The organism is Acinetobacter sp. YH16038 (genome assembly GCF_013417275.1).
Lineage (GTDB): Bacteria > Pseudomonadota > Gammaproteobacteria > Pseudomonadales > Moraxellaceae > Acinetobacter.
Genome location: NZ_VPEG01000043.1, coordinates 1 through 19,881 on the forward strand (window position 1 = coordinate 1; position 19,881 = coordinate 19,881).

The window sequence follows — 19,881 nt, forward strand, 5'->3', positions numbered from 1 at the left end:
GTTCAAATGGCGATTCAGCGTTTAATTGGTTTTGGGAAAAAAGAAGAGTTTAAGGAAATTTTGGCAATTTTAAGAAAGCAGAATCCTGATAGGATAAGGGTTCTGTGAAATTTGTCGTGTACAGAGTTAAATGAATTAAAACAAAAGAATAGAGTCAGGCATGGATGCTTTAAGTAAAATTTTTGATGATATTCATCTGGAAAAATCCGAATATCTCTACCTCAATGTGTTTCATCCAGGCGGGTTTGATTATCAGTATGAACCTTCCATGCTGGCTTATGTATTATTACAGGGTCAAGCGCAATTAATATTCAAAGATGGCGATTTGCTTGAGCTGCAACAAGGTGATCTGGTGTTATTGCCTGCTGGTTCTGCCCATCGGATTTCTAGTCCCGGCAATGCGGATTTTTCTGAACATCATTCGATCAATTCTTATTTTCAGACTCATGCACAGCAATGTGTGGATCTCAATATCACCCATTCAGCAGAACGCAGTTTTATCCTGGCGATTCGTTCCAATCTGGATATCCAGATGGCGAAACCGCTACTGAGTGCTTTACCTAAATTTCTGCACATTCAGCATATTCTGGGAGATACAGCACCAGAATGGTTACAAGTTGGTTTGCAATTTCTGGCATTGGAAACCCAGCAACTTCGTCCGGGACGAGACAAAATTCTGGATCATCTGGTCAGTATTTTACTGATTGAATGCGTACGAGATTATATTTTGAATCTGGAAAATGCTTCGAGCTGGCTGAATGCTCTTTCGCATCCTGAACTATCTAATGCCTTGGCAGCAATTCATGGCAAACCAGAACAGCCTTGGACCGTAGAAAGCCTGGCTGAACAATGCCATATGTCGCGTTCCAAATTTGCCCAGCTGTTTACCCAGATTGTTGGTGAGCCACCATTGGCTTATCTGCAACAGCATCGACTTCGCCTGGCAGCACAATATCTCAGAAATAGCGGATTTAGCATTCAGCAGATCGCCTATCTGGTGGGCTATTCTTCGGAAACGGCGTTTAGTCAAAGCTTTAAAAAACAGTTTGAACAAACCCCGACCCGATACCGTATTGCCTGTCAAAAAAGCAAGACGCCTTTATTGGACTAAGGCTAGTACCGCTTTGACAGGATCTTCACTGTTGCCGGAAAGCAGCTGCTTGTGCATGGTGAGATGCTGCATCACCTGAATTTGAGCTGCTTCAATATCCATCAATTTTTCAATTTCAGCAGCCAGGTTTTCAGGCGTTGCTTCTGACTGGATTAATTCTTGAATGACTTTTTTACCAGCAATGATATTTGGCAACGAGAAATAAGGAATTTTGACCAGCAATTTGGCAATCTGATAAGTCAGCCAGTGCAATTTATAAAAGGTCACCATCGGACGATGCAATAACATGGCTTCCAGTGTCGCAGTGCCTGAAGCTAACGCAATGATATTAGATGCATTCATCACCTGACGGCCAATTTTTGACTCACTACTGGTATTTTCCATCAGGCGGATATGTGCTTTTAAACTGTCCGGATATTGTGCCAGCAAGTTTTCAATCTGCTGTTTACGCATCTCATTAATGGCGGGAATCAGAAACGTATAATCCGGATATTTCTGATGCAGAATTTTGGCTGCATCCAGTACCAATGGTCCTAAGCGTTCAATTTCACCACGGCGGCTACCTGGCAGCAGTGCAATATATTTTTGTGCAGGATCTAAGCCCAGTTCTGCCTGCGCTTCAGCCAGATTATTGTTGAGGGGTAACTGACTTGCCAATGGATGACCGACAAAAGCTGCCGGAACATCCCATTTTTTGAAAAATGCTTTTTCAAATGGAAACAGGCACAGTACCAGATTAATGCTGGCCTTGATGCCATGCACACGTCCCTGACGCCATGCCCAGACCGAAGGGCTGACATATTGCACGGTCTTAATCGGTAACTGTTTTTGCTTCAGGGTCTTGGAAAGTCGCAAATTAAAATCAGGCGCATCAATTCCAATGAAAACATCGACGGGATCTTTCGTCCAGGTCTCGACCAGACCATCACGAACCGCGAACAGTTTTTTAATATCTTTCAGGACTTCAACAATGCCCATGACCGAGAGAATATCCATTGGATAGTAGCTCTTGAAACCTTCAGCCAGCATTTGCGGCCCACCAATCCCTTCAAATTCTGCATCAATACCCTGCTCTCGAAAACTACGGATGAGCTTCGCACCAAGCGTATCTCCCGATACCTCTCCCACCACGATTCCGATTTTAAGTTTCCGATTCTGCAAGTGTATTCCCTCAAATGAGACAAATTAATTCCGTTCAGATTCTATCATAAAGCATGATTTGAGCATGCCTAAGTGTTGAACTCACAAATCTTGGCTACCTCAAATAATTAAACTACTGGAATCTGGACAATGCGCGCGCCTTAGCCCAGCTTAAAAATTAAAATAAATTTAAAGCGGCTGATCTTTAAACAAATAAATAAAAAGGCATTTTGCAGAAGCTTTATCAATTTTCATACTTAGCAATAGAAAGGTATGCTAGATGATTCAAATTAAAATATAAATCAGGATGAATTACTTTAAATTTTATAGTCTTTATCTCTTTTTAGAATAAGCAAATCAATAATCAAGACAACGACTTATATTTAAAAGTCATAAGATATGCTCGTTTTTTGATTTTGGCATATATGCATGTTTGGTCCGATTGAATTTATTTTAGCAGGTGTATTGGTTGGTTTCTGTGTCGGGATTACCGGTGTCGGTGGCGGTTCGTTGATGACCCCAATCCTGATTACACTGCTTCGGGTTGAACCGCATATCGCGATTGGTACAGACCTTCTTTATGCCGCAATTTCTAAATTCTGTGGTTCATTGGTTCATGCCAAGAAAATGAATATTGTCTGGCCTATTGTGATCTGGCTGGCGATCGGCAGTATCCCTGCCTCATTTGTGACCCACTGGGTACTAGAGAATTATCTCAGTCAATCGACACATTATAAAGCAACGCTGACCATGGTATTGGGCTTTATGCTGACCCTTACCGGTGCATCTATTGTATTCCGCAATTCTATTGAAAAGTTCTTTAATAAATACCGCAAACAAGAACTACCTGACATGACTCAGGATTTAGACAAAGTTGACTTTAAATCTGGCAATAAACGTGTCTTGATCGTGATCATGGGTATTGTACTGGGCGTGTTTGTGACCCTGTCATCTGTCGGTGCCGGTGCTTTCGGTATTATGGCCTTGATCCTCATGTTCCCGAATCTACCCATGATCCGTATTATCGGTTCGGATGTAGTACATGCTGTACTTTTAACTTTAGTCGCAGGTCTGGGCCATATGAGTGCAGGTAATGTAGAGTTTACTTTATTAGGCTGGTTACTTTGCGGTTCTATTCCAGCGATTGTGATTGGAACACTGATCAGTTCACGTATGCCAGAGAAAATTATCCGTAAAATTCTTGGGATTACCCTGTTCTGTCTTGGCGTGAATTTCATTGTGAATCCAGTCAAGTCAAAACCGGTGCAACCCGCCCAACCTGAATTGGTAACAGCAGTAGAAAAAACAGCTGCTGTTTAAACTAAATCATGGATTCATCACTTTTTTTTCAAAGAAGTATTCATCTTTTTTATAACAAAGTGACGCATCATTCATGTTATATTCAGGCTATTAAACAACCTTTTGTATGATCAAACCAGTGACGGCAATGAATACACTACAGTCAAAACCTATTTCAGCATCAGATATTGATGACGTGAATATCCAAAGCATGATTCCTTTGGTAACACCTGCTCAGTTGAAAGCAGAGTTACCTTTGACTGAAACTGCTTATCAAACCGTACTGCATGGTCGTGAAACGATTCGTAATATCCTAGATGGCAAGGATAAGCGTATTTTTGTAGTAATTGGTCCATGTTCAATTCATGATCCAGCGGCTGCGCATGAATATGCTGAACGTTTAAAAGCTTTAAGCGAAAAAGTAAAAGATAGCCTGTATATCGTAATGCGTGTTTATTTTGAAAAACCGCGTACAACTGTAGGCTGGAAAGGTCTGATCAATGACCCTGATATGAATGACTCTTTCAATATTGAGAAAGGTCTGCGTATCGGTCGTAAACTGTTACTGGAGCTGAATGAACTTGGCCTGCCATGTGCGACAGAAGCACTGGATCCAAACTCTCCACAATACTATCAGGATCTAATTTCATGGTCAGCGATCGGTGCACGTACCACCGAGAGCCAAACTCACCGTGAAATGTCTTCTGGCCTGTCTTCACCAGTCGGCTTTAAAAATGGTACAGATGGCGGTTTAACCGTTGCAACTAATGCAATGCAATCTGTTAAACATGGTCACAGCTTCCTGGGTCTAAATGACCAAGGTCAGGTTGCGGTGATTCGTACTTCAGGGAATCCATATGCACACGTGGTTCTACGTGGTGGTAATGGCAAACCTAACTACGATGCAGGTTCAGTTGCAGATGCTGAGGCAGCTCTTGCGAAAGCCAAAGTCAGCGGCAAGATCATGATTGATGCCAGCCACGCAAACTCAAATAAAGACCCGTACTTACAACCGCTTGTCTTAAAAAATATTACTGAACAAATTCTTGATGGAAACAAGTCAATTGTTGGTATTATGGTAGAAAGTCACCTGAAAGGTGGCCGTCAGGATATTCCTGCCAATCTTTGTGATCTGGAATATGGAAAATCAGTGACTGATGGCTGTATCGATTGGGAGACCACAGAAAAAGTGTTGCTTGACATGCATGAGGCATTGAAGGACGTTTTACCTAATCGTTAAACGAACTGACAAACGCCATCGACAAGATGGCGTTTTCATTTCTGAACAAGGAAAATTTTATCTGATGAATGAAATTGAAACTGCATTAAGTCAAATTGAAAATTTTCAGTTCATCCATGACCATCTGTTCAGCTCTGGTCAGCCGACAACTGAACAACTGAGGTTGATTAAAGAATACGGCGTATCCACCGTAATCAATGTGGCATTAACAGATAGCGATCATCATCTGTTACATGAAGATAAAATTTGTCTTGATCTTGGCCTGAACTATATCCAGTTGCCGATCTCCTGGGAAACCCCTTCGGATAGCCAATGCCTGCTGGTACTGGATCTGATTGATCATCTGGTCAAAGAACAAATGGTCTGGATACATTGTACGCAGAATTATCATGTCAGCTGCCTGATGTATTTATATCGACAATACTATATGGATATGGACATGCCGACTGCACAGGAATATCTGCATCAGCTCTGGGAACCGAATGAAACCTGGACCGGTTTAATTCATGCGGTTGCCCTACAGCTGCAAGGCCGTAAAGCAACACAGGAACTGGAATTATCCCTGATTCATCCTAATAACTTCGGTTGATGTTATTTGTAATGACTGATCAGAACAGTTGCCATAGACAGAATACCTTCCTGACGACCAGTAAATCCTAATTTTTCAGTGGTTGTGGCTTTAATACTGATTTGAGTCACATCCACATCCAGTACATCGGCAATGCTCTGACGCATTTCCAGGTTATGTTTAGCCAGCTTTGGACGTTCACAAGCTACAGTGATGTCAGCATTATTTAGGCGATAACCACGATCCAAAATTAGCTGATAGACATGCTTTAATAAAACCTTGCTGTCTGCACCTTTAAACTGCGGATCAGTATCTGGAAAATGCTGGCCAATATCGCCTAGCGCCAAGGCACCTAGCAAAGCATCACAAAGTGCATGTAAAACCACATCACCATCAGAGTGTGCTTTCAAGCCATGCGTATGTGGAATCTGAATACCTGCCAGAGTGACAAAATCACCTTCTTCAAATGCATGTACATCCAGTCCCTGACCAATACGAATTTGTGCAATCACTTTTATATCCTTTAGAAATAACTGATTGAAATCTTGTACACGACGTTTCTATTTCGCTATAGTTAGACCTAGCGTAACACAGTGAAAGTATAAGCGATCATGCTACTGAAAACTGATATAAATATGATGAAAATAATGGGACTTTTACTCGGGACAGGCCTTTTTGCTAGCAGCATTCATGCTGAATCGCTGGACTGTAACAGTCATCATAACAATAACGCAGCCATGAAAAAGATCTGCTCAGCCTCTCTTGATGAACCGCGTGAAAAACTGACAGATCAATATTTTACCGCTTTTCTGATTACAGATGCGCCTGTTCGCTTATTACAAGATACTCAGCAGCTATGGAGTACACGCTTACAGCAATGTAAGACGCTGGACTGCTTTAAACAGCAATTTGACCAGCGTCTGGATGACCTCAATATTTATATTTCCTTGAATCAGAGCCTAACTCAGCACTATCTCAAGTTTGAACAGGGCCAAATGGCCAAACAGCCAATTCATCTCAAGATTCATCAGCTGACGAAAGACCGCATCAAAATTGAAGGAATTGCTTACCGCAATCCGAATAATCGTGCAGAAACCCAGACCATTCCTTTTCTAGCTTATACCACGACCGAAACTAAAAGCCAGATTACGGATAATGAGCATGACTGCAAATATAACTTTAACTATAGCAAGGCAATTTTGACGGTCAGTACCGAACAAAAGGGTTGTGAACGTTTTAGTGGTATTTATCGTTTATATGATTAAACAGCTGACTTTTTTTATCTATTGATGTCCTGAATATATATTTAAAAATTTAAACTAGAAATTCCCTCTCCTTAAAGGAGAGGTTTTTATAAAGATTCCCTTTATCCTAACCTTCTTTCTCAGGTAGAAGAAGCTTAATGAATAAATAATTATTTTTTGATCTTTAAAAATAGCCCGTAAGCGGGCTATTTACTTAGGCCGGGTAATGCTGAGCTATTTCTTGGCTAATCATAGCTGCGGTTGCCGCTGATAATGTCCAGCCTAAATGTCCATGGCCGGTGTTATAAAAGACACGTTCCTGTCTACCACGACGCACCACTGGCATCATGTTCGGCATCATGGGACGCAGACCTGTCCATGGAACCACATGTTCAGTACATAGATCGAAATTGCGTTGTGTCCAGTCAATTAAAGGCTGAATTCGGTCAACACGAATATCCCGATTATAACCATTAAATTCCGCGGTTCCTGCAACACGTAAGCGGTCTTTACCTAAACGTGACAAGACGATCTTGGCGCTCTCATCTAGCAGACTGACCCAAGGAGCATTTTGCTGACTTTGCTCATCATTCAGCTGTACGGTAATTGAATAGCCTTTTACCGGATAGACATTCACTCGCTCACCCAACAGATCTGCCAACTGATAACTGCTTACGCCTGCACATACCACAATGGCATCCGCCTGAATCTCGAGCACATCTTCAGCATTGGCATGCACATTTTCAGGGCTTGGTCTGCATTTAACCGTAATATGCTGTGCTTGGTGATCGACTGCAAATACATCCTGACCAAATTCGAAGTTCACCCCTTTTTTCATACAGGCATTTGCCAGTCCAGTACTGAATTTATGAATATCTCCAGTCGCATCACTCTGGCAATAAAATCCGGCGTAATAATCCCCAGTTAATGCAGGTTCAATCTGCTTGATTTCTTCATTGCTGATGGCATTACGTTCCAGACCACCACTACACAACAGATCATTGACCTTAATTGCGACATCATAATCAGCTTTATTATGGTAGAAATGTAGAATTCCGCGCTTTTCCAGATCAAAATCAATCTGCTCAATTTCGGCAATTTCAAACAGACGTTTTCTGGCCAGTAATGCGATTTTTACCGTTTCCCGGGTATTGGTTTCATAGTTTTTAATATGACCTAGAAATTCCATCAGCCAGCTATATTTATGCAGACTAAAAGAAGGATTAAGCAATAGCGGTGCGGTTTCTTGTGACATCCATTTGATGCCTTTCAACACAGTGGCTTTTTGATTCCAGACTTCTGCATTACAGGCAGAAAGTTGCCCGCCATTGGCAAAGGATGTTTCCATCGCAGGATAAAGATGACGGTCAACCACCGTGACCTGATAACCGAGTAAGGCGAGCTCATAAGCTGTTGTTACACCGGTAATGCCTGCCCCCACCACAATAACATGACGCATAGACACCTCTCCTCAATATGTGATGTCTTTCCCATCTGTCATGTGTACCTGAGAGCTTCGGTGACTGCATCATAGCTGTATGCAGCAACCTTCCCCCTTCGGTGAGTGATTCAACACTTCTCTCCAGAGTTTAATATATTATTGCAGTCCTTTTGCCTGAGAGTTTCCTGGGACCTTGCTCCTTCGGCGAATGCAGTAGCATTTCTCTCCTGCAATAATATTTTTATTATCCTGAGCAATTTATATACCATCTTATCGGAGACTACAGTTTTTTATTTATGTTAATTCACGTGATTTAAGTGGTAACGATACTTTCAATAAATTTAGAAGAAATAACACTATCTATTTCAAACGAATTTTAAGATTTTAATTTGGTTTTTTGCCTCATTTTCCTACGTCATGCTGCAATGCAAGGCATTTAAGAAAAGCAATAATGTTAATAATTGCTTAGGCTATTTATAGGATTGATTTAATATTAGACTTTAATATATGACCGACTTTTAGGTACTAAAATTAAATTAACCAAGAAAGAATCAACATGAGAGATCCAGCCGCGACTACCGTTTGCATACTGATAATACTGGCCATGAACTGGCTATCTCCGCCATAGACACGCGTCAGTACATAGGAAGCTGAAGCAGTAGGTAAAGCAAAAAACAACACCAGTACCTGGGTGGTTAAAGGATCAATATCAAATAATTGGCAGACAAAGAAAGCAGCAAGTGGCATTCCTAATAAACGTCCAAAAGTCGCCAGACCTAATGGGAAGATATCTCGCTGGAAGCCTTGGAACTGTAAGGCAGCCCCCACACACATCAAGCCAAGCGGCAAACTGCATAAGGCAATCTGTTTTAAGAATAATTCAAACCCAGCCCAGAGTGATAAGCCTGAAAGATTAAATAGGCCTCCAACAAGAGAACCTAGAATTAAAGGGTTCTTTAACAGATCAATCAGGATTTTGAAGATCTGCATATCTGAACTACGGGTAAATGCCAGTACAGATAAGATATTGACCAGTGGAATACATAACACCATCACTACGGCGAAAATGGTCATGCCCTGCTGATGAAATAAAGCATTCACTGCTGCAAGTCCGATATAGGTATTAAAACGCAGGAGTGCCTGCACATAGACCCCAAAACGTGCATAGCCAATCTGATAAATCTTGCGCAGCACATATAGAGCAATACTGACCACTGCCATAAGGCTAAAGACCACCAGAACCACATCTTTAATGACTGCCATTTCAATCTTGGCTACGGCCAGATTTAAAAACAGCATGACTGGAAACAGGACAAAATAATTGAGTTTTTCTGCCCCACGCCAGAAACTATCTTCCAGCCATTTCCTTTGTTTTAATACATAGCCCAAAGTAATCAGGCCAATAAGCGGAAACAGTACAGTGAAGATAGTCTGAAACATTGAACAACTCATGATATGGGTTTTGCGGCAATCGCATCCAATTCAATTGCCTGTCAATGAGCAAGGATACAACAACCGACTCGTTTCAGGATAAAAATAGTGGAAAATTCAATGGATAATAAATAAAAAACACTCTCGCTGGCTTTAATTAAAATACGCTTTAAATCCAACTTTCATCTTTTGCAACATTTAGTGCATCATTTTTTAGTCTTTCAAGCTCCTCATAAACCTTTGCATCAAGCTTCGGACGGACTTTTTCAAACTTAACTTTTAACAAATCCAGGCTTCTTAAGAGCATCCTAAAAATGAGTCTCTCACGGCCTAAATCATCTGTTGCCTTAAAAGTTGTTGGATCAATCCTTAAACGGAAATCCATATTTCTACGTTTAAATGAATAAAAAATACGTTCATCAAAACTATCATTTCCCATTATAATTTCAATGCACTTCCATTTATCTATAGGAATATCATACGACTTATTTTGTAGTTGAGCATTTAAGGCATTTTCTACTGCGTTACGTGCTTTATTTTCGAGATCAAGATGATCTTCTGTTAACACTTCCCTACTTAATTCAGCACTTAACCATACTTCCATTCATATATCCTGTCATTATTCTTATTAAACACACTTAGAATCAAAAATAGATTCAAATAACTTAATAAATCTTTTCGAGACTCTTTTCTAAAATCACCAGATTTAAATCTACTAAAGGCTGTCCAACATCTGCATCCAGTGGATAACTCTCTGTTTTGCCGGTTTGGTGATAACCACGACGCTCATAATACGCGATTAATTCAATGCGAACATTAAGAACAGACATTCTAAGTTTTTTGAAAGGTATTTTTTCTCTAGAGTATTGCTCAGCGAAATCTAACAATATTCGGCCATAACCTGAATTTTGCCGGACTGGGTCAATAGCAAAACTGCCGATTTCAAAACAATCTGGGAAGTGTGTCAAACCAATACAACCCACCAGTTGATCATTATTTTCCAAGACATAAAGTTCAACATCAGACTGTGCTAAAAGCTCACTTAACTGAGCCTCATTAATTCGATTACCTGAAACAATGTCATGTTCATGCGTCCAACCCAAATTTGATCGATAAGCTGTATTGATCAACTTAACAATGCTTTGAATGTCCGTAGCTTGGGCTAAACGAATATTGTTATTTTTCATTTTATAAATATAAAAAAGCCAGACCGAAGCCTGACTTTAATTTCATTTGCTTCTATAAAGCAAATTATTTAGGTTCAATTGGCTCAAACGGCGCAACGACATCGGCATTTTGTGCACGATGGCGCATGAAGTGATCCATCAAAACAATTGCTAGCATCGCTTCAGCAATTGGGGTTGCACGTACACCCACGCAAGGATCATGACGGCCTTTGGTCAGGACATCAGTATCTTTACGGTTAATCGTAATAGTTTTACCCGGAGTTGTGATGGAAGCTGTTGGCTTCAGCGCAATCGAAACACGGATATCCTGACCGCTAGAAATACCGCCTAAGATACCGCCAGCATGGTTCGCCAGGAAGCCATCTGTTGTGAGTTCATCACGGGTTTCATGACCGAACTGCTCAGCGACACTAAACCCATCACCAATTTCCACGCCTTTCACGGCATTGATTGACATCATGGCATGCGCGATGTCAGCATCCAGACGATCAAATACAGGCTCGCCCCAACCCACGGGTACTTTAGACGCAATGATCTCGAGTTTAGCGCCACAACTAGTACCTTGTTCACGCAAAGACGTGACCAGTGCTTCAAAGCGCGGCACCGCATCAACATCACCACAGAAGAACGGGTTATTTGGCACTTCATTCCAGTCCAGTTTTTCTGCTTTTTCAGTACCGATTTGGGTCACATGACCACGGATTTCAATACCAAATTTCTCAAACAGGAATTTCTTGGCAATCGCACCTGCTGCTACACGCATCGCAGTTTCACGCGCACTCGAACGCCCACCACCGCGATAGTCACGAAAACCATACTTCTGGGTATAGGTATAATCTGCATGACCCGGGCGGAAAGTTTGCGCGATATTGCCATAATCTTTCGATTTCTGATCCGTATTGCGGATTAAAAGACCGATTGAAGTTCCGGTGGTTTTACCCTCAAACACACCTGAAATAATTTCAACTTCATCTGGTTCTTTACGCTGTGTTGCAAATTTTGAAGTACCCGGCTTACGACGGTCCAGATCCTTTTGCAAATCCGCTTCAGACAGTTCAATCCCGGGTGGAACCCCATCAATAATGGCCATTAAGCCAACACCATGAGATTCACCACAAGTCGTTACACGGAAGAGTTGCCCTATACTATTACCTGCCATGTCAACGACTCCTTATGAATTAACAGATTGAATGAATAAATCACGATATTGACGGCATTGGGCTGCAGTCAGTGCAAAGATACCTGAACCACCACGTTGGAACTGCAACCAGTGGAAATCAACGGTATTGAAGTTTTGCTTCATCGCCCATTCAGAATTACCCACTTCAATCACGATCAAACCATCTTCAGTCAGATAATCAGCTGCTTGAGCCAGCATCTTGCGAACTAGATCCAGACCGTCTTGACCAGCAGCCAATGCCAGCTCTGGCTCATGATGGAATTCATCAGGAAGATCAGCCATATCCTCTGCATCGACATATGGAGGATTAGATACGATTAGATCATATTGGTTTTCAGCTGGAATTTTAGCGAACAGATCAGATTCAAGTAACGCTACTTGGTACTGCTTACTGTGATGTTCACAGTTAATCTGCGCCACTTCCAAAGCTTCTTTAGAAATATCGGTTGCATCCACTTCTGAATCCGGGAAAGCATAGGCCAATGCAATCGCGATACAGCCAGAACCGGTACACATATCCAGAATGCGTTGTGGAGTTTTTGGATTCGGGTTTTCTGGTAGGTTATTTACTGCCGCGCCCATTTCACCATTTTCAGTCAGGCAATAAGGAGCAAAGCGGTTTTCAATCAGCTCAACGATTGGCGAACGTGGAATCAGAACACGCTCATCCACATAGAATGGCTTGCCGAAGAAATAGGCCAGATTCAATAAATAAGAGGTAGGAACACGTTCATTAATACGGCGTTCCAGCAAGCTCAAGAACTCAGCCACTTCGCTTGGCAATAATTTAGAGTCCAGAATTTCAGGATCTGCATTCCAGTCCAGTGACAAGGTTTGCAGAACCAGCGCTGAACTTTCAGCAAAATAATCTTCTGTACCTTGACCTAAGTGCGCATCGTATTGACGTAATGCTGTAACCCCAAAACGAATAAAATCACGAATGGTAGTTAAATTTTCAGCGGCTTCCTGCAAATGTTCAGGGCTAATAGTCGGTCGATCCACTTAAGGCGTCTCCAAGGTCATTTTTTTAAACGCCTTATGATACCTTGTTTTGAGGTCTTTTATAATGCCAAAACCATGAAAAACCCGAATTCTCCATGGTTTATCCATTACAGATCTTCTGGATTTCAGGCAGATTAGAATCTCGCTTTTTGAGATTTATAGCTATTTCCGGAAGGATTTATTAACTTAAAATCAGTTTAAGTACCGGCACGATAAGAACGCAATTGATACAAATTCGCCTGATCTTTTACCATCTCCAGCGCACATTGACCCTGTTTAATCTGGGCATATTGGGTATTCATGGTCAGCTTGCATTGCTGTGATAATTTACGTTGCCACACTGTATGCTGATCACGAATATTATTACGATAACCCGCATTCAATTTCAGATAAGTCTTATAGTTTTTCTTTAGACGTTTATTCTGTGCTTTTAATTCTTTTTTCACACATTTCTGCAGTTTAGCTGTATTGCCATAACTAAAGTTCATGCACTGGGTATATTCCTGAGAATAACCTGTAGCCGCCTGAACCTGTAATGCCATCGTCCCCAAACAACCTGCCATTAATAAACATGCAAAACGCATAGTATCCCCTTCACCAAAACTGGCTTGTTTCCAATCAATATTGAATAATGAATCTTGTTTAAATTATTGCCTGATACTAACTGAGTCCTTGATAAAATCCTATATTTTTCTCGCTTAAAAAGATGTCACAGTTCTTTGGTTGAAACTTGATTTTATGGCCGCATATAATTCGGCAATGATGTCCAAACGAGCCCAGATCTTATGAGCTATAAGCACAACAATCTTATGGCCATGCGCCAGAACTACTGGAATGACCAGTTATCCAGTCAGGTGCAGCAGGAAAAGGTATTTTTACAAACCACATTAATGCAGCAAGGCGTATTTAGTAGCGCGACTTTGGAAGATGCCAAATACCTGTTTTTTAGCCTGCCAAGCATCATTATTGTGAAGGGTTATGCGCTGGGTTTTATGCATGAAACAGTCCAGAACCTAATTCATCAACATATTCAAACAAATAAACAACAGTTACAACAACGATCTGAATTAAAAATTCAATTTCAAATGTCATAATATTCACCCTACACTGGTCAAAACGGCAAGTGATATGCTCTTGCCGAGATTTTCACCGTGAATTCAGCGGCTTAAACTTTTTTAATACGTGCAGACACGGTAATATCCACTACAATGATTTATTCCGCTTTATGCTGATAAAAGGATTGAGTTTACATGTCAGATCAGAACGATAAGCTTAAACAATTGAAAACTTCCTCAATGGATCGACGCTTATCGATCGCAAAGGCATCTTTGCTGGCAGGTACGCGCTGGGCAGCATCCAGTGCGGGTTCTATGTTCTCGAGCGAAGAAGAAAAAGAAAGAAGACGCAAAAAAGCTATGAAAGAACAGGCCGATTATCTGGTTGCAGAAATTGGCAAGCTTAAAGGTTCAATTGTCAAAATTGGCCAGATGATGGCCCTGTATGGCGAACATTTTCTGCCAGAAGAGGTCACTCAAGCCTTAAATACGTTAAATAATAAAACAGTTGCTTTGGCGTGGCCGGCGATCAAAGCCCAATTACAACAGCAATTAGGTTCCAAGCTAGATGATCTGACGGTTGATCATGAGCCCCTAGGTACCGCCTCTTTGGCTCAGGTTCACCGTGCTGTACGCAAGTCAGATGGCATGGAACTGGTGCTTAAAATCCAGTACCCGGGTGTAGCTGAGGCTATTGATTCTGATATGAGCCTGTTTAAGAACATGCTCAAATTGACCCGTATGGTGCCGCAAACCCGTGAATTTGATCAATGGTTCGATGAAGTTCGTGAGATGATGCATCGTGAGGTCAATTATAAAATTGAGGCGGATACGACCCGTCGTTTCTGTAAACGTCTGCAAAATGATCCACGATATATCGTACCGACCATCATCGATAACTATTGTACTGACCGTGTTCTGTGTATGACCTTTGAACGTGGTGTACCCATCAATAGTCCAGTAATGTTGTCTCTACCACAGGAACGTCGTAATAAACTGGGTGAGGCTTCCCTTGAAATCGCAGTACGTGAGATTTTTGAATGGGGGGAGATGCAGACTGACCCGAATTTCGGCAATTATCTGGTACGTCTAGGTGATGGCGAAAATATTCAGGACAAGATTGTGCTTCTCGACTTCGGTGCAATCCGTCAATTTGACCAGCATCTACTCAATGTAGCGCGTAACCTGATCCAGGCCGGTTATCATCATGATTCAGACATGATGGTGAAAGCCATGACCGGTTATGAATTCTTTGATTCTATTCCACCTAGCATCAAACCGGATATGGCGAAAGTCTTCCTGTTAGCCACAGAAGCCTTCAGCTCGCCAATGAACAATAAAGACCTGCCTCCAGGTGTGATGGATGAACATGACCGCTATAACTGGAAAAAAAGCCAGCTTCATAGCCGGGTAATGCAGCAAGCTTCTAAATCCATGGCTTCACGTTATTTCAGTGTACCGCCTAAAGAATTTATGTTTATCAGCCGTAAGTTCATTGGCGCTTATACCTTCATGACGGTGATTGATGCGAAAACTAATGTACGCGCAATGATTAAACGTCATCTCTAAACGACTAAGTTATTATTAGCCTTATATAAGACCCGGATGATTTTGTCATTCGGGTCAATTTTTGATAAAAACCTAATTTTTCTTATTTTATTTTTCTATTTAGTTTCAATATTTTAATTCTTCAAATCCCCTCTTTATTTTAATTATAAATTGACAATGATTCATGTCATTGATGACATGGTTTTTTCTAGAACTGCATGTCAACATCAGGCAAATAAGATAACACCCCGTAGGATAATTAGAATGAACAATATGGTGAACAAAGCACAAGGATTTGGCTTGTCCATCCTGACCAAAGTGGCTGGAAGTGATTTACTCGACCAATTAAAGCTACGTAAATTTTTAGAAAAATCTCTTTATCAAAGCTCTAAAGCAGGTTTTAAAACACTCAGCCAGACTCAGAAAATCCTGAAATCTGGTCAGAAAATTCAAAGACAACGTTTGCCACATCAGTCCAAATCCCTGTTTGATCTGAATCTGACTGAAGAACAGCAAATGACCTGCGAGGCAATGCAACAGTTTGCCAGCGAAGTCCTTTATCCTTTGGCACATGATGCAGATCATCATGAAATCTTCCCAAAGGAACTCTGGCAATATTCAACTGATCTGGGTCTTAATTTTTATGCGCTGCCTGAAGCTTTAGGTGGTGTAGCTGCAGAACAGAATATCGTCAGCAATGTCCTGATGGCTCAACAGTTGGCTCAAGGTGATTTCAGTCTGACTGCTGGTCTGCTTTCTACCTTTAGTGTGATTAATGCGATTACCCGTTGGGGTTCAGAACAGGTTCAGACTGAGTATTTGACTGCATTTGCCGATGATCCGCATCTTAAAGCCACCTTCGCAGTACAGGAAGCAACAGCTGCCTTTAATCCTTATCAGTTAAAAACTAAAGCAACCTCGAATGGAGATCACTATTTAATTAATGGTGAAAAAACCTTGGTGATGCTCGGAGAAACTGCTGATATCTATCTGGTCAGTGCAGATCTGAATGGCAAAACCGAAGTATTTATTGTGCAACGCAATAATACCATTACTGCACAAAAATCTCCGGCTATGGGCTTGAAAGCCACTCAAACTGTGAATCTCAAATTTAATAACACACCGGCACAACGCCTGGGAGATGACGATTTTGATTACACCGCTTTTCTTGATCTAGGCAATTTAATGTGGTGTGCCATGGCGGTCGGTACCTGTGAAGCGGTTAAAAAATACTGTGTGCAATATGCCAATGAACGGACAGCCTTTGGTGAACCAATTTCCCATCGGCAAAGTGTAGCTTTTATGATTGCAGATATGGCGATTGAAATTGATGCCATGCAAATGCTGATCCTGAATGCCGCCAGTCTTGCAGAATCTGGTCAAGACTTTCATCGAGAAGCTTATCTGGCCCGTCTGCTCTGTGCAGAAAAATCCATGAAAATTGGCACAGATGGCGTACAGATTCTCGGCGGACATGGCTTCACCAAAGAACATCCGGTAGAACGCTGGTATCGGGACTTAAGAGCAACAGCAATCGTACATTCTGGCCTTCATGCCTGAGCAAAGAATAAGGAAAAAATAAATGAACTTGCAAAATCCTAAAAAATTCAAATTGCTGATTGATCAGGCACATGAAGTTGCCCTGAATGTACTCCGCCCTATTTCACGCAAGTATGACAAAGCTGAACATGCTTATCCGAAAGAGTTGGATATGCTTGCCTCTGTCGTCGATGGTATGAACCAAGGCAGCGAAGGCATGAATGCAGGAGCTGCGGTCAATAAACGCGGTGATAGCGATGAAAGCAATAAAAATGGCGTCAATATGTCGACAGCACTTAGTATTGTCGAAATGTGTTATGGTGATACCGGACTGCTTTTATCCATGCCGCGTCAAGGGTTAGGAAATTCAGCCATTGCTGCCGTTGCTAATGACGAACAGTTGCAACGCTTTCATGGTATATGGGCAGCGATGGCGATTACTGAACCAGGCTGTGGTTCGGATTCAGCTGCCATTCGTACCACTGCCATTAAAGATGGTGATGACTATATCCTCAATGGTGAAAAAATCTTTGTCACCTCTGGCGAACGTGCAGATGCGGTTGTCGTCTGGGCGACTTTAGATAAAAAACTTGGCCGTGCTGCAATTAAATCCTTTGTCGTACCCAAAGGCACACCCGGCATGAAAATCGAGCGTCTGGAACATAAGCTAGGCATTAAAGCCTCGGATACGGCTGCAATTAGTTTTATTGATTGTCGTATACCTGCTGCTAATTTGCTTGGACATGCTGAAATTGATGTGGCCAAGGGTTTTGCTGGGGTCATGGAAACTTTTGATAATACCCGCCCACTCGTTGCAGCGATGGCAATTGGTTGCTCTAAAGCTTCTTTAGAGAGAACCAAGGAAATTTTTAAGGATCAGCTAGATTCTGAGTACCATACACCTTACTTACAAACATCGAATATTGCAGCGCAGATTTATCGTATGGAAGCCGAATGGGAATCTGCCCGTTTATTAATGTTAAAAGCTGCGTGGATGGCGGATAATCGTAAGCCTAATTCCCGTGAAGCTTCTATTGCTAAAGCCAAGGCGGGTCGTATCGCGAATGAAATCACTTTGAAATGTGTCGAATTAGCAGCATCTATAGGCTATAACGAGGCAGAACTTTTAGAAAAATGGGCACGTGACTCCAAGATTCTGGATATTTTCGAAGGAACTCAACAGATCCAGCAACTGATTATTGCTCGACGTGAACTAGGTAAATCTTCAAGTGAATTAAAATAATAAAAAACTGGAAATACCGCTTCATTAAAGAATGAATCAACAAAAAGGATGGATTTTTTATGGTTTTCGGACTATAAAATTTCCATCCTTTTTTATGTCATAACCTATGTATTCTATTCGTCCTATACAACCTCAAGATAATGCTCAAATTGCCAAGATTATTCGTGAAGTTTCCGTAGAATTCGGACTTGCAGCAGAATCCGGTTTTGCTGTCGGTGATTCAATCCTGGATAACCTATATGAAGTATATCAGCAGCCAAATGCAGCTTATTGGGTCATTATCGATGAGCAGGATCAAGTCTTTGGTGGCGGAGGTATTGCGCCATTACAGGGTGATCAGAGTATTCTAGAAATACAGAAAATGTATTTCTTACCCATTATTCGTCGTTATGGATTTGCAAAAAAGATTTTAAATCTGACCTTTGACTTTGCTCATGAGCAGAACTTTAAACAAATCTATCTTGAGACTACTGCAAGTCTTTGGCAGGCAGTGAAGCTTTACGAAAAATTAGGTTTTGAACATCTCGATCATCCCGAAGGCAATACAGGTCATAGTGCAGCTTGTGAAATCTGGATGCTAAAAACTTTAGACTAAGCTTTTGTGCATCTAAACACATACACTTTAAAGAAAAGCCTGAGATACAAATTCGACTGTTAATTGGCTTTTCTTTAAACAATTCTTCATAAAAAATTCATTATTCAACAAAATCTAAGTTGTCTTTGTAAACAAATCATCTAATTTCTTGACGATTTTCATACATCTTCCTAAGATCAATCTAATTTTAAAAATACAGGGAAGCTGAAAGTTGTTGGGCAAATTTTCTGGCAAAAACTATTCATTATTAAAGGTCTTAAATCCTACTACTTTAAAAATTGGGATACTTGGTTTAAGTACAATATTAATAAGTGCTTGCTCCTCACTAGGAGGTAATTCCTTAGAAAAACGCTCTGCTAAACTGTCTCAAGGAATTCAGACTGCATATGCTGTGCCTGCGATAACTGCTACTCGCGTTTCACCTTTAATTATTCAAAATGCCGAAAGACATAGTCTAGATCCCTTGCTAGTAGCAGCCGTGATTCGACAGGAATCTACCTATCGCAGTCAGGTCGCTTCACCTGCAGGTGCTGTGGGTCTTATGCAAATTGTTCCGCGTTATTGGCAATCTACATGTGGACCTGATTTATTTAATGAAGCAATAAATATTGGATGTGGGAGTTATATTCTGTCACGTTATCAGGAATCTAGTGGCAGCCTAGAAAAAGCGCTGGGCTATTATAATGTAGGCCCTACTGCCTATGAGAAAGATCGGAAAATGCGTAAACAAGGCAAAAAATATGCAAAAGAAGTTTTAACGCACCAGAAGCAACTTAAAAAATCGATGTAATTAGAACGTACTAATGATTAATTAAATGCATTCCAGAAATATTAATCCATGAATAAAAAGGCTTAAATTTATTTAAGCCTTTTTCTATTTCATCTTTATTTTTTCTATAAAAAAAGCCCCCTGCGTGAGCAGAGGGCTTTTGGAATAATGAGCTGGCGATGACTTACTCTCACATGGGAGACCCCACACTACCATCAGCGCTAAGAGGTTTCACTTCTGAGTTCGGGAAGGGATCAGGTGGTTCACTCTTGCTATGGTCGCCAGCACA

At 41.2% G+C, this 19,881-nt stretch carries 20 protein-coding genes, 1 rRNA gene and 1 riboswitch; of the genes, 11 read left to right on the forward strand and 10 right to left on the reverse strand.

Going from position 1 to position 19,881, the window contains the following annotated elements; translation table 11 throughout:
- Positions 1-160: 160 nt before the first annotated feature.
- Positions 161-1,111, forward strand: coding sequence for an AraC family transcriptional regulator (locus tag FTV34_RS14670; RefSeq protein ID WP_159122888.1), 951 nt, complete (start codon positions 161-163; stop codon positions 1,109-1,111).
- On the opposite strand, the gene lpxB is transcribed toward FTV34_RS14670, so the two are convergent.
- Positions 1,100-2,272, reverse strand: a complete 1,173-nt coding sequence (lpxB, locus tag FTV34_RS14675; protein ID WP_159122887.1) for a lipid-A-disaccharide synthase — start codon at positions 2,270-2,272, stop codon at positions 1,100-1,102. The two genes, FTV34_RS14670 and lpxB, sit on opposite strands and share 12 nt — an antisense overlap.
- Positions 2,273-2,680: 408 nt before the next feature.
- Here lpxB and FTV34_RS14680 point away from each other — a divergent pair, with 408 nt between their 5' ends.
- The 3 genes from FTV34_RS14680 (at position 2,681) to FTV34_RS14690 (ending at position 5,379) form a co-directional block, all read left to right on the forward strand.
- Entirely contained in the window at positions 2,681-3,571 is an 891-nt protein-coding gene (locus tag FTV34_RS14680; RefSeq protein ID WP_180070670.1) for a sulfite exporter TauE/SafE family protein, read from the forward strand.
- Positions 3,572-3,698: 127 nt separating this feature from the next.
- Positions 3,699-4,790, forward strand: a complete 1,092-nt coding sequence (locus FTV34_RS14685) for a 3-deoxy-7-phosphoheptulonate synthase (RefSeq protein WP_125278643.1) — start codon at positions 3,699-3,701, stop codon at positions 4,788-4,790.
- A gap of 64 nt (positions 4,791-4,854) precedes the next feature.
- Positions 4,855-5,379, forward strand: coding sequence for a protein tyrosine phosphatase family protein (locus FTV34_RS14690; protein WP_180070672.1), 525 nt, complete (start codon positions 4,855-4,857; stop codon positions 5,377-5,379).
- Positions 5,380-5,381: 2 nt separating this feature from the next.
- Here the strand turns inward: FTV34_RS14690 and ispF are convergent, their stop codons facing one another.
- Positions 5,382-5,870, reverse strand: a complete 489-nt coding sequence (gene ispF, locus FTV34_RS14695; protein WP_034171374.1) for a 2-C-methyl-D-erythritol 2,4-cyclodiphosphate synthase — start codon at positions 5,868-5,870, stop codon at positions 5,382-5,384.
- Positions 5,871-5,969: 99 nt separating this feature from the next.
- Here ispF and FTV34_RS14700 point away from each other — a divergent pair, with 99 nt between their 5' ends.
- On the forward strand, positions 5,970-6,623 hold the full coding sequence (locus FTV34_RS14700; RefSeq protein ID WP_166138190.1) for a hypothetical protein: 654 nt from the start codon (positions 5,970-5,972) through the stop codon (positions 6,621-6,623).
- Positions 6,624-6,816: 193 nt separating this feature from the next.
- On the opposite strand, the gene FTV34_RS14705 is transcribed toward FTV34_RS14700, so the two are convergent.
- The 7 genes from FTV34_RS14705 to FTV34_RS14735 form a co-directional block, all read right to left on the reverse strand.
- Complete coding sequence (locus tag FTV34_RS14705) at positions 6,817-8,061, reverse strand: D-amino acid dehydrogenase (protein WP_180070674.1); 1,245 nt, start codon at positions 8,059-8,061, stop codon at positions 6,817-6,819.
- Positions 8,062-8,195: 134 nt separating this feature from the next.
- Positions 8,196-8,283: riboswitch (glycine riboswitch) on the reverse strand.
- 291 nt (positions 8,284-8,574) lie between these two features.
- Positions 8,575-9,483: an AEC family transporter gene (locus tag FTV34_RS14710; protein ID WP_159122882.1), complete on the reverse strand. Its 909-nt coding sequence runs from the start codon at positions 9,481-9,483 to the stop codon at positions 8,575-8,577.
- A gap of 160 nt (positions 9,484-9,643) precedes the next feature.
- Positions 9,644-10,078: an Imm44 family immunity protein gene (locus tag FTV34_RS14715; RefSeq protein WP_159122881.1), complete on the reverse strand. Its 435-nt coding sequence runs from the start codon at positions 10,076-10,078 to the stop codon at positions 9,644-9,646.
- A gap of 61 nt (positions 10,079-10,139) precedes the next feature.
- A complete protein-coding gene (locus FTV34_RS14720; RefSeq protein WP_180070676.1) occupies positions 10,140-10,661 on the reverse strand; it encodes a GNAT family N-acetyltransferase in 522 nt (173 codons plus the stop codon).
- A 64-nt stretch (positions 10,662-10,725) separates the two neighbouring features.
- Positions 10,726-11,820, reverse strand: coding sequence for a chorismate synthase (aroC, locus tag FTV34_RS14725; RefSeq protein WP_180070678.1), 1,095 nt, complete (start codon positions 11,818-11,820; stop codon positions 10,726-10,728).
- A gap of 12 nt (positions 11,821-11,832) precedes the next feature.
- On the reverse strand, positions 11,833-12,843 hold the full coding sequence (gene prmB / locus FTV34_RS14730; RefSeq protein ID WP_104426049.1) for a 50S ribosomal protein L3 N(5)-glutamine methyltransferase: 1,011 nt from the start codon (positions 12,841-12,843) through the stop codon (positions 11,833-11,835).
- A gap of 197 nt (positions 12,844-13,040) precedes the next feature.
- A complete protein-coding gene (locus FTV34_RS14735; protein WP_180070680.1) occupies positions 13,041-13,427 on the reverse strand; it encodes a DUF1311 domain-containing protein in 387 nt (128 codons plus the stop codon).
- A gap of 201 nt (positions 13,428-13,628) precedes the next feature.
- Between FTV34_RS14735 and FTV34_RS14740 the strand changes: the two genes are divergently transcribed.
- The 6 genes from FTV34_RS14740 to FTV34_RS14765 all read left to right on the forward strand — a co-directional run bounded on the left by FTV34_RS14740 (position 13,629) and on the right by FTV34_RS14765 (position 19,613).
- Positions 13,629-13,937: a hypothetical protein gene (locus tag FTV34_RS14740; protein WP_004785493.1), complete on the forward strand. Its 309-nt coding sequence runs from the start codon at positions 13,629-13,631 to the stop codon at positions 13,935-13,937.
- Between the two features lie 156 nt (positions 13,938-14,093).
- Positions 14,094-15,467 carry an AarF/ABC1/UbiB kinase family protein gene (locus FTV34_RS14745; protein WP_005235905.1) on the forward strand — a complete coding sequence of 458 codons (1,374 nt, stop codon included), beginning with the start codon at positions 14,094-14,096 and terminating at the stop codon, positions 15,465-15,467.
- A gap of 252 nt (positions 15,468-15,719) precedes the next feature.
- Positions 15,720-17,006 carry an acyl-CoA dehydrogenase family protein gene (locus FTV34_RS14750; protein WP_180014779.1) on the forward strand — a complete coding sequence of 429 codons (1,287 nt, stop codon included), beginning with the start codon at positions 15,720-15,722 and terminating at the stop codon, positions 17,004-17,006.
- A gap of 22 nt (positions 17,007-17,028) precedes the next feature.
- Positions 17,029-18,228, forward strand: coding sequence for an acyl-CoA dehydrogenase family protein (locus tag FTV34_RS14755; protein ID WP_125278651.1), 1,200 nt, complete (start codon positions 17,029-17,031; stop codon positions 18,226-18,228).
- Positions 18,229-18,334: 106 nt separating this feature from the next.
- A complete protein-coding gene (locus FTV34_RS14760; RefSeq protein ID WP_180054111.1) occupies positions 18,335-18,823 on the forward strand; it encodes a GNAT family N-acetyltransferase in 489 nt (162 codons plus the stop codon).
- Positions 18,824-19,034: 211 nt separating this feature from the next.
- On the forward strand, positions 19,035-19,613 hold the full coding sequence (locus FTV34_RS14765; protein ID WP_166138226.1) for a lytic transglycosylase domain-containing protein: 579 nt from the start codon (positions 19,035-19,037) through the stop codon (positions 19,611-19,613).
- A gap of 150 nt (positions 19,614-19,763) precedes the next feature.
- Here FTV34_RS14765 and rrf read toward each other — a convergent pair.
- A 5S ribosomal RNA gene (gene rrf, locus FTV34_RS14770) occupies positions 19,764-19,878 on the reverse strand.
- Positions 19,879-19,881: the final 3 nt, after the last annotated feature.

Coding starts and splice junctions, on each gene's coding strand:
- FTV34_RS14670 (WP_159122888.1), top strand. CDS start 161: ATGGATGCTTTAAGTAAAATTTTTGATGATATTCATCTGGAAAAATCC.
- FTV34_RS14680 (WP_180070670.1), top strand. CDS start 2,681: ATGTTTGGTCCGATTGAATTTATTTTAGCAGGTGTATTGGTTGGTTTC.
- FTV34_RS14685 (WP_125278643.1), top strand. CDS start 3,699: ATGAATACACTACAGTCAAAACCTATTTCAGCATCAGATATTGATGAC.
- FTV34_RS14690 (WP_180070672.1), top strand. CDS start 4,855: ATGAATGAAATTGAAACTGCATTAAGTCAAATTGAAAATTTTCAGTTC.
- FTV34_RS14700 (WP_166138190.1), top strand. CDS start 5,970: ATGCTACTGAAAACTGATATAAATATGATGAAAATAATGGGACTTTTA.
- FTV34_RS14705 (WP_180070674.1), bottom strand. CDS start 8,061: ATGCGTCATGTTATTGTGGTGGGGGCAGGCATTACCGGTGTAACAACA.
- FTV34_RS14710 (WP_159122882.1), bottom strand. CDS start 9,483: ATGTTTCAGACTATCTTCACTGTACTGTTTCCGCTTATTGGCCTGATT.
- FTV34_RS14715 (WP_159122881.1), bottom strand. CDS start 10,078: ATGGAAGTATGGTTAAGTGCTGAATTAAGTAGGGAAGTGTTAACAGAA.
- FTV34_RS14720 (WP_180070676.1), bottom strand. CDS start 10,661: ATGAAAAATAACAATATTCGTTTAGCCCAAGCTACGGACATTCAAAGC.
- aroC (WP_180070678.1), bottom strand. CDS start 11,820: ATGGCAGGTAATAGTATAGGGCAACTCTTCCGTGTAACGACTTGTGGT.
- FTV34_RS14735 (WP_180070680.1), bottom strand. CDS start 13,427: ATGCGTTTTGCATGTTTATTAATGGCAGGTTGTTTGGGGACGATGGCA.
- FTV34_RS14740 (WP_004785493.1), top strand. CDS start 13,629: ATGAGCTATAAGCACAACAATCTTATGGCCATGCGCCAGAACTACTGG.
- FTV34_RS14745 (WP_005235905.1), top strand. CDS start 14,094: ATGTCAGATCAGAACGATAAGCTTAAACAATTGAAAACTTCCTCAATG.
- FTV34_RS14750 (WP_180014779.1), top strand. CDS start 15,720: ATGGTGAACAAAGCACAAGGATTTGGCTTGTCCATCCTGACCAAAGTG.
- FTV34_RS14755 (WP_125278651.1), top strand. CDS start 17,029: ATGAACTTGCAAAATCCTAAAAAATTCAAATTGCTGATTGATCAGGCA.
- FTV34_RS14760 (WP_180054111.1), top strand. CDS start 18,335: ATGTATTCTATTCGTCCTATACAACCTCAAGATAATGCTCAAATTGCC.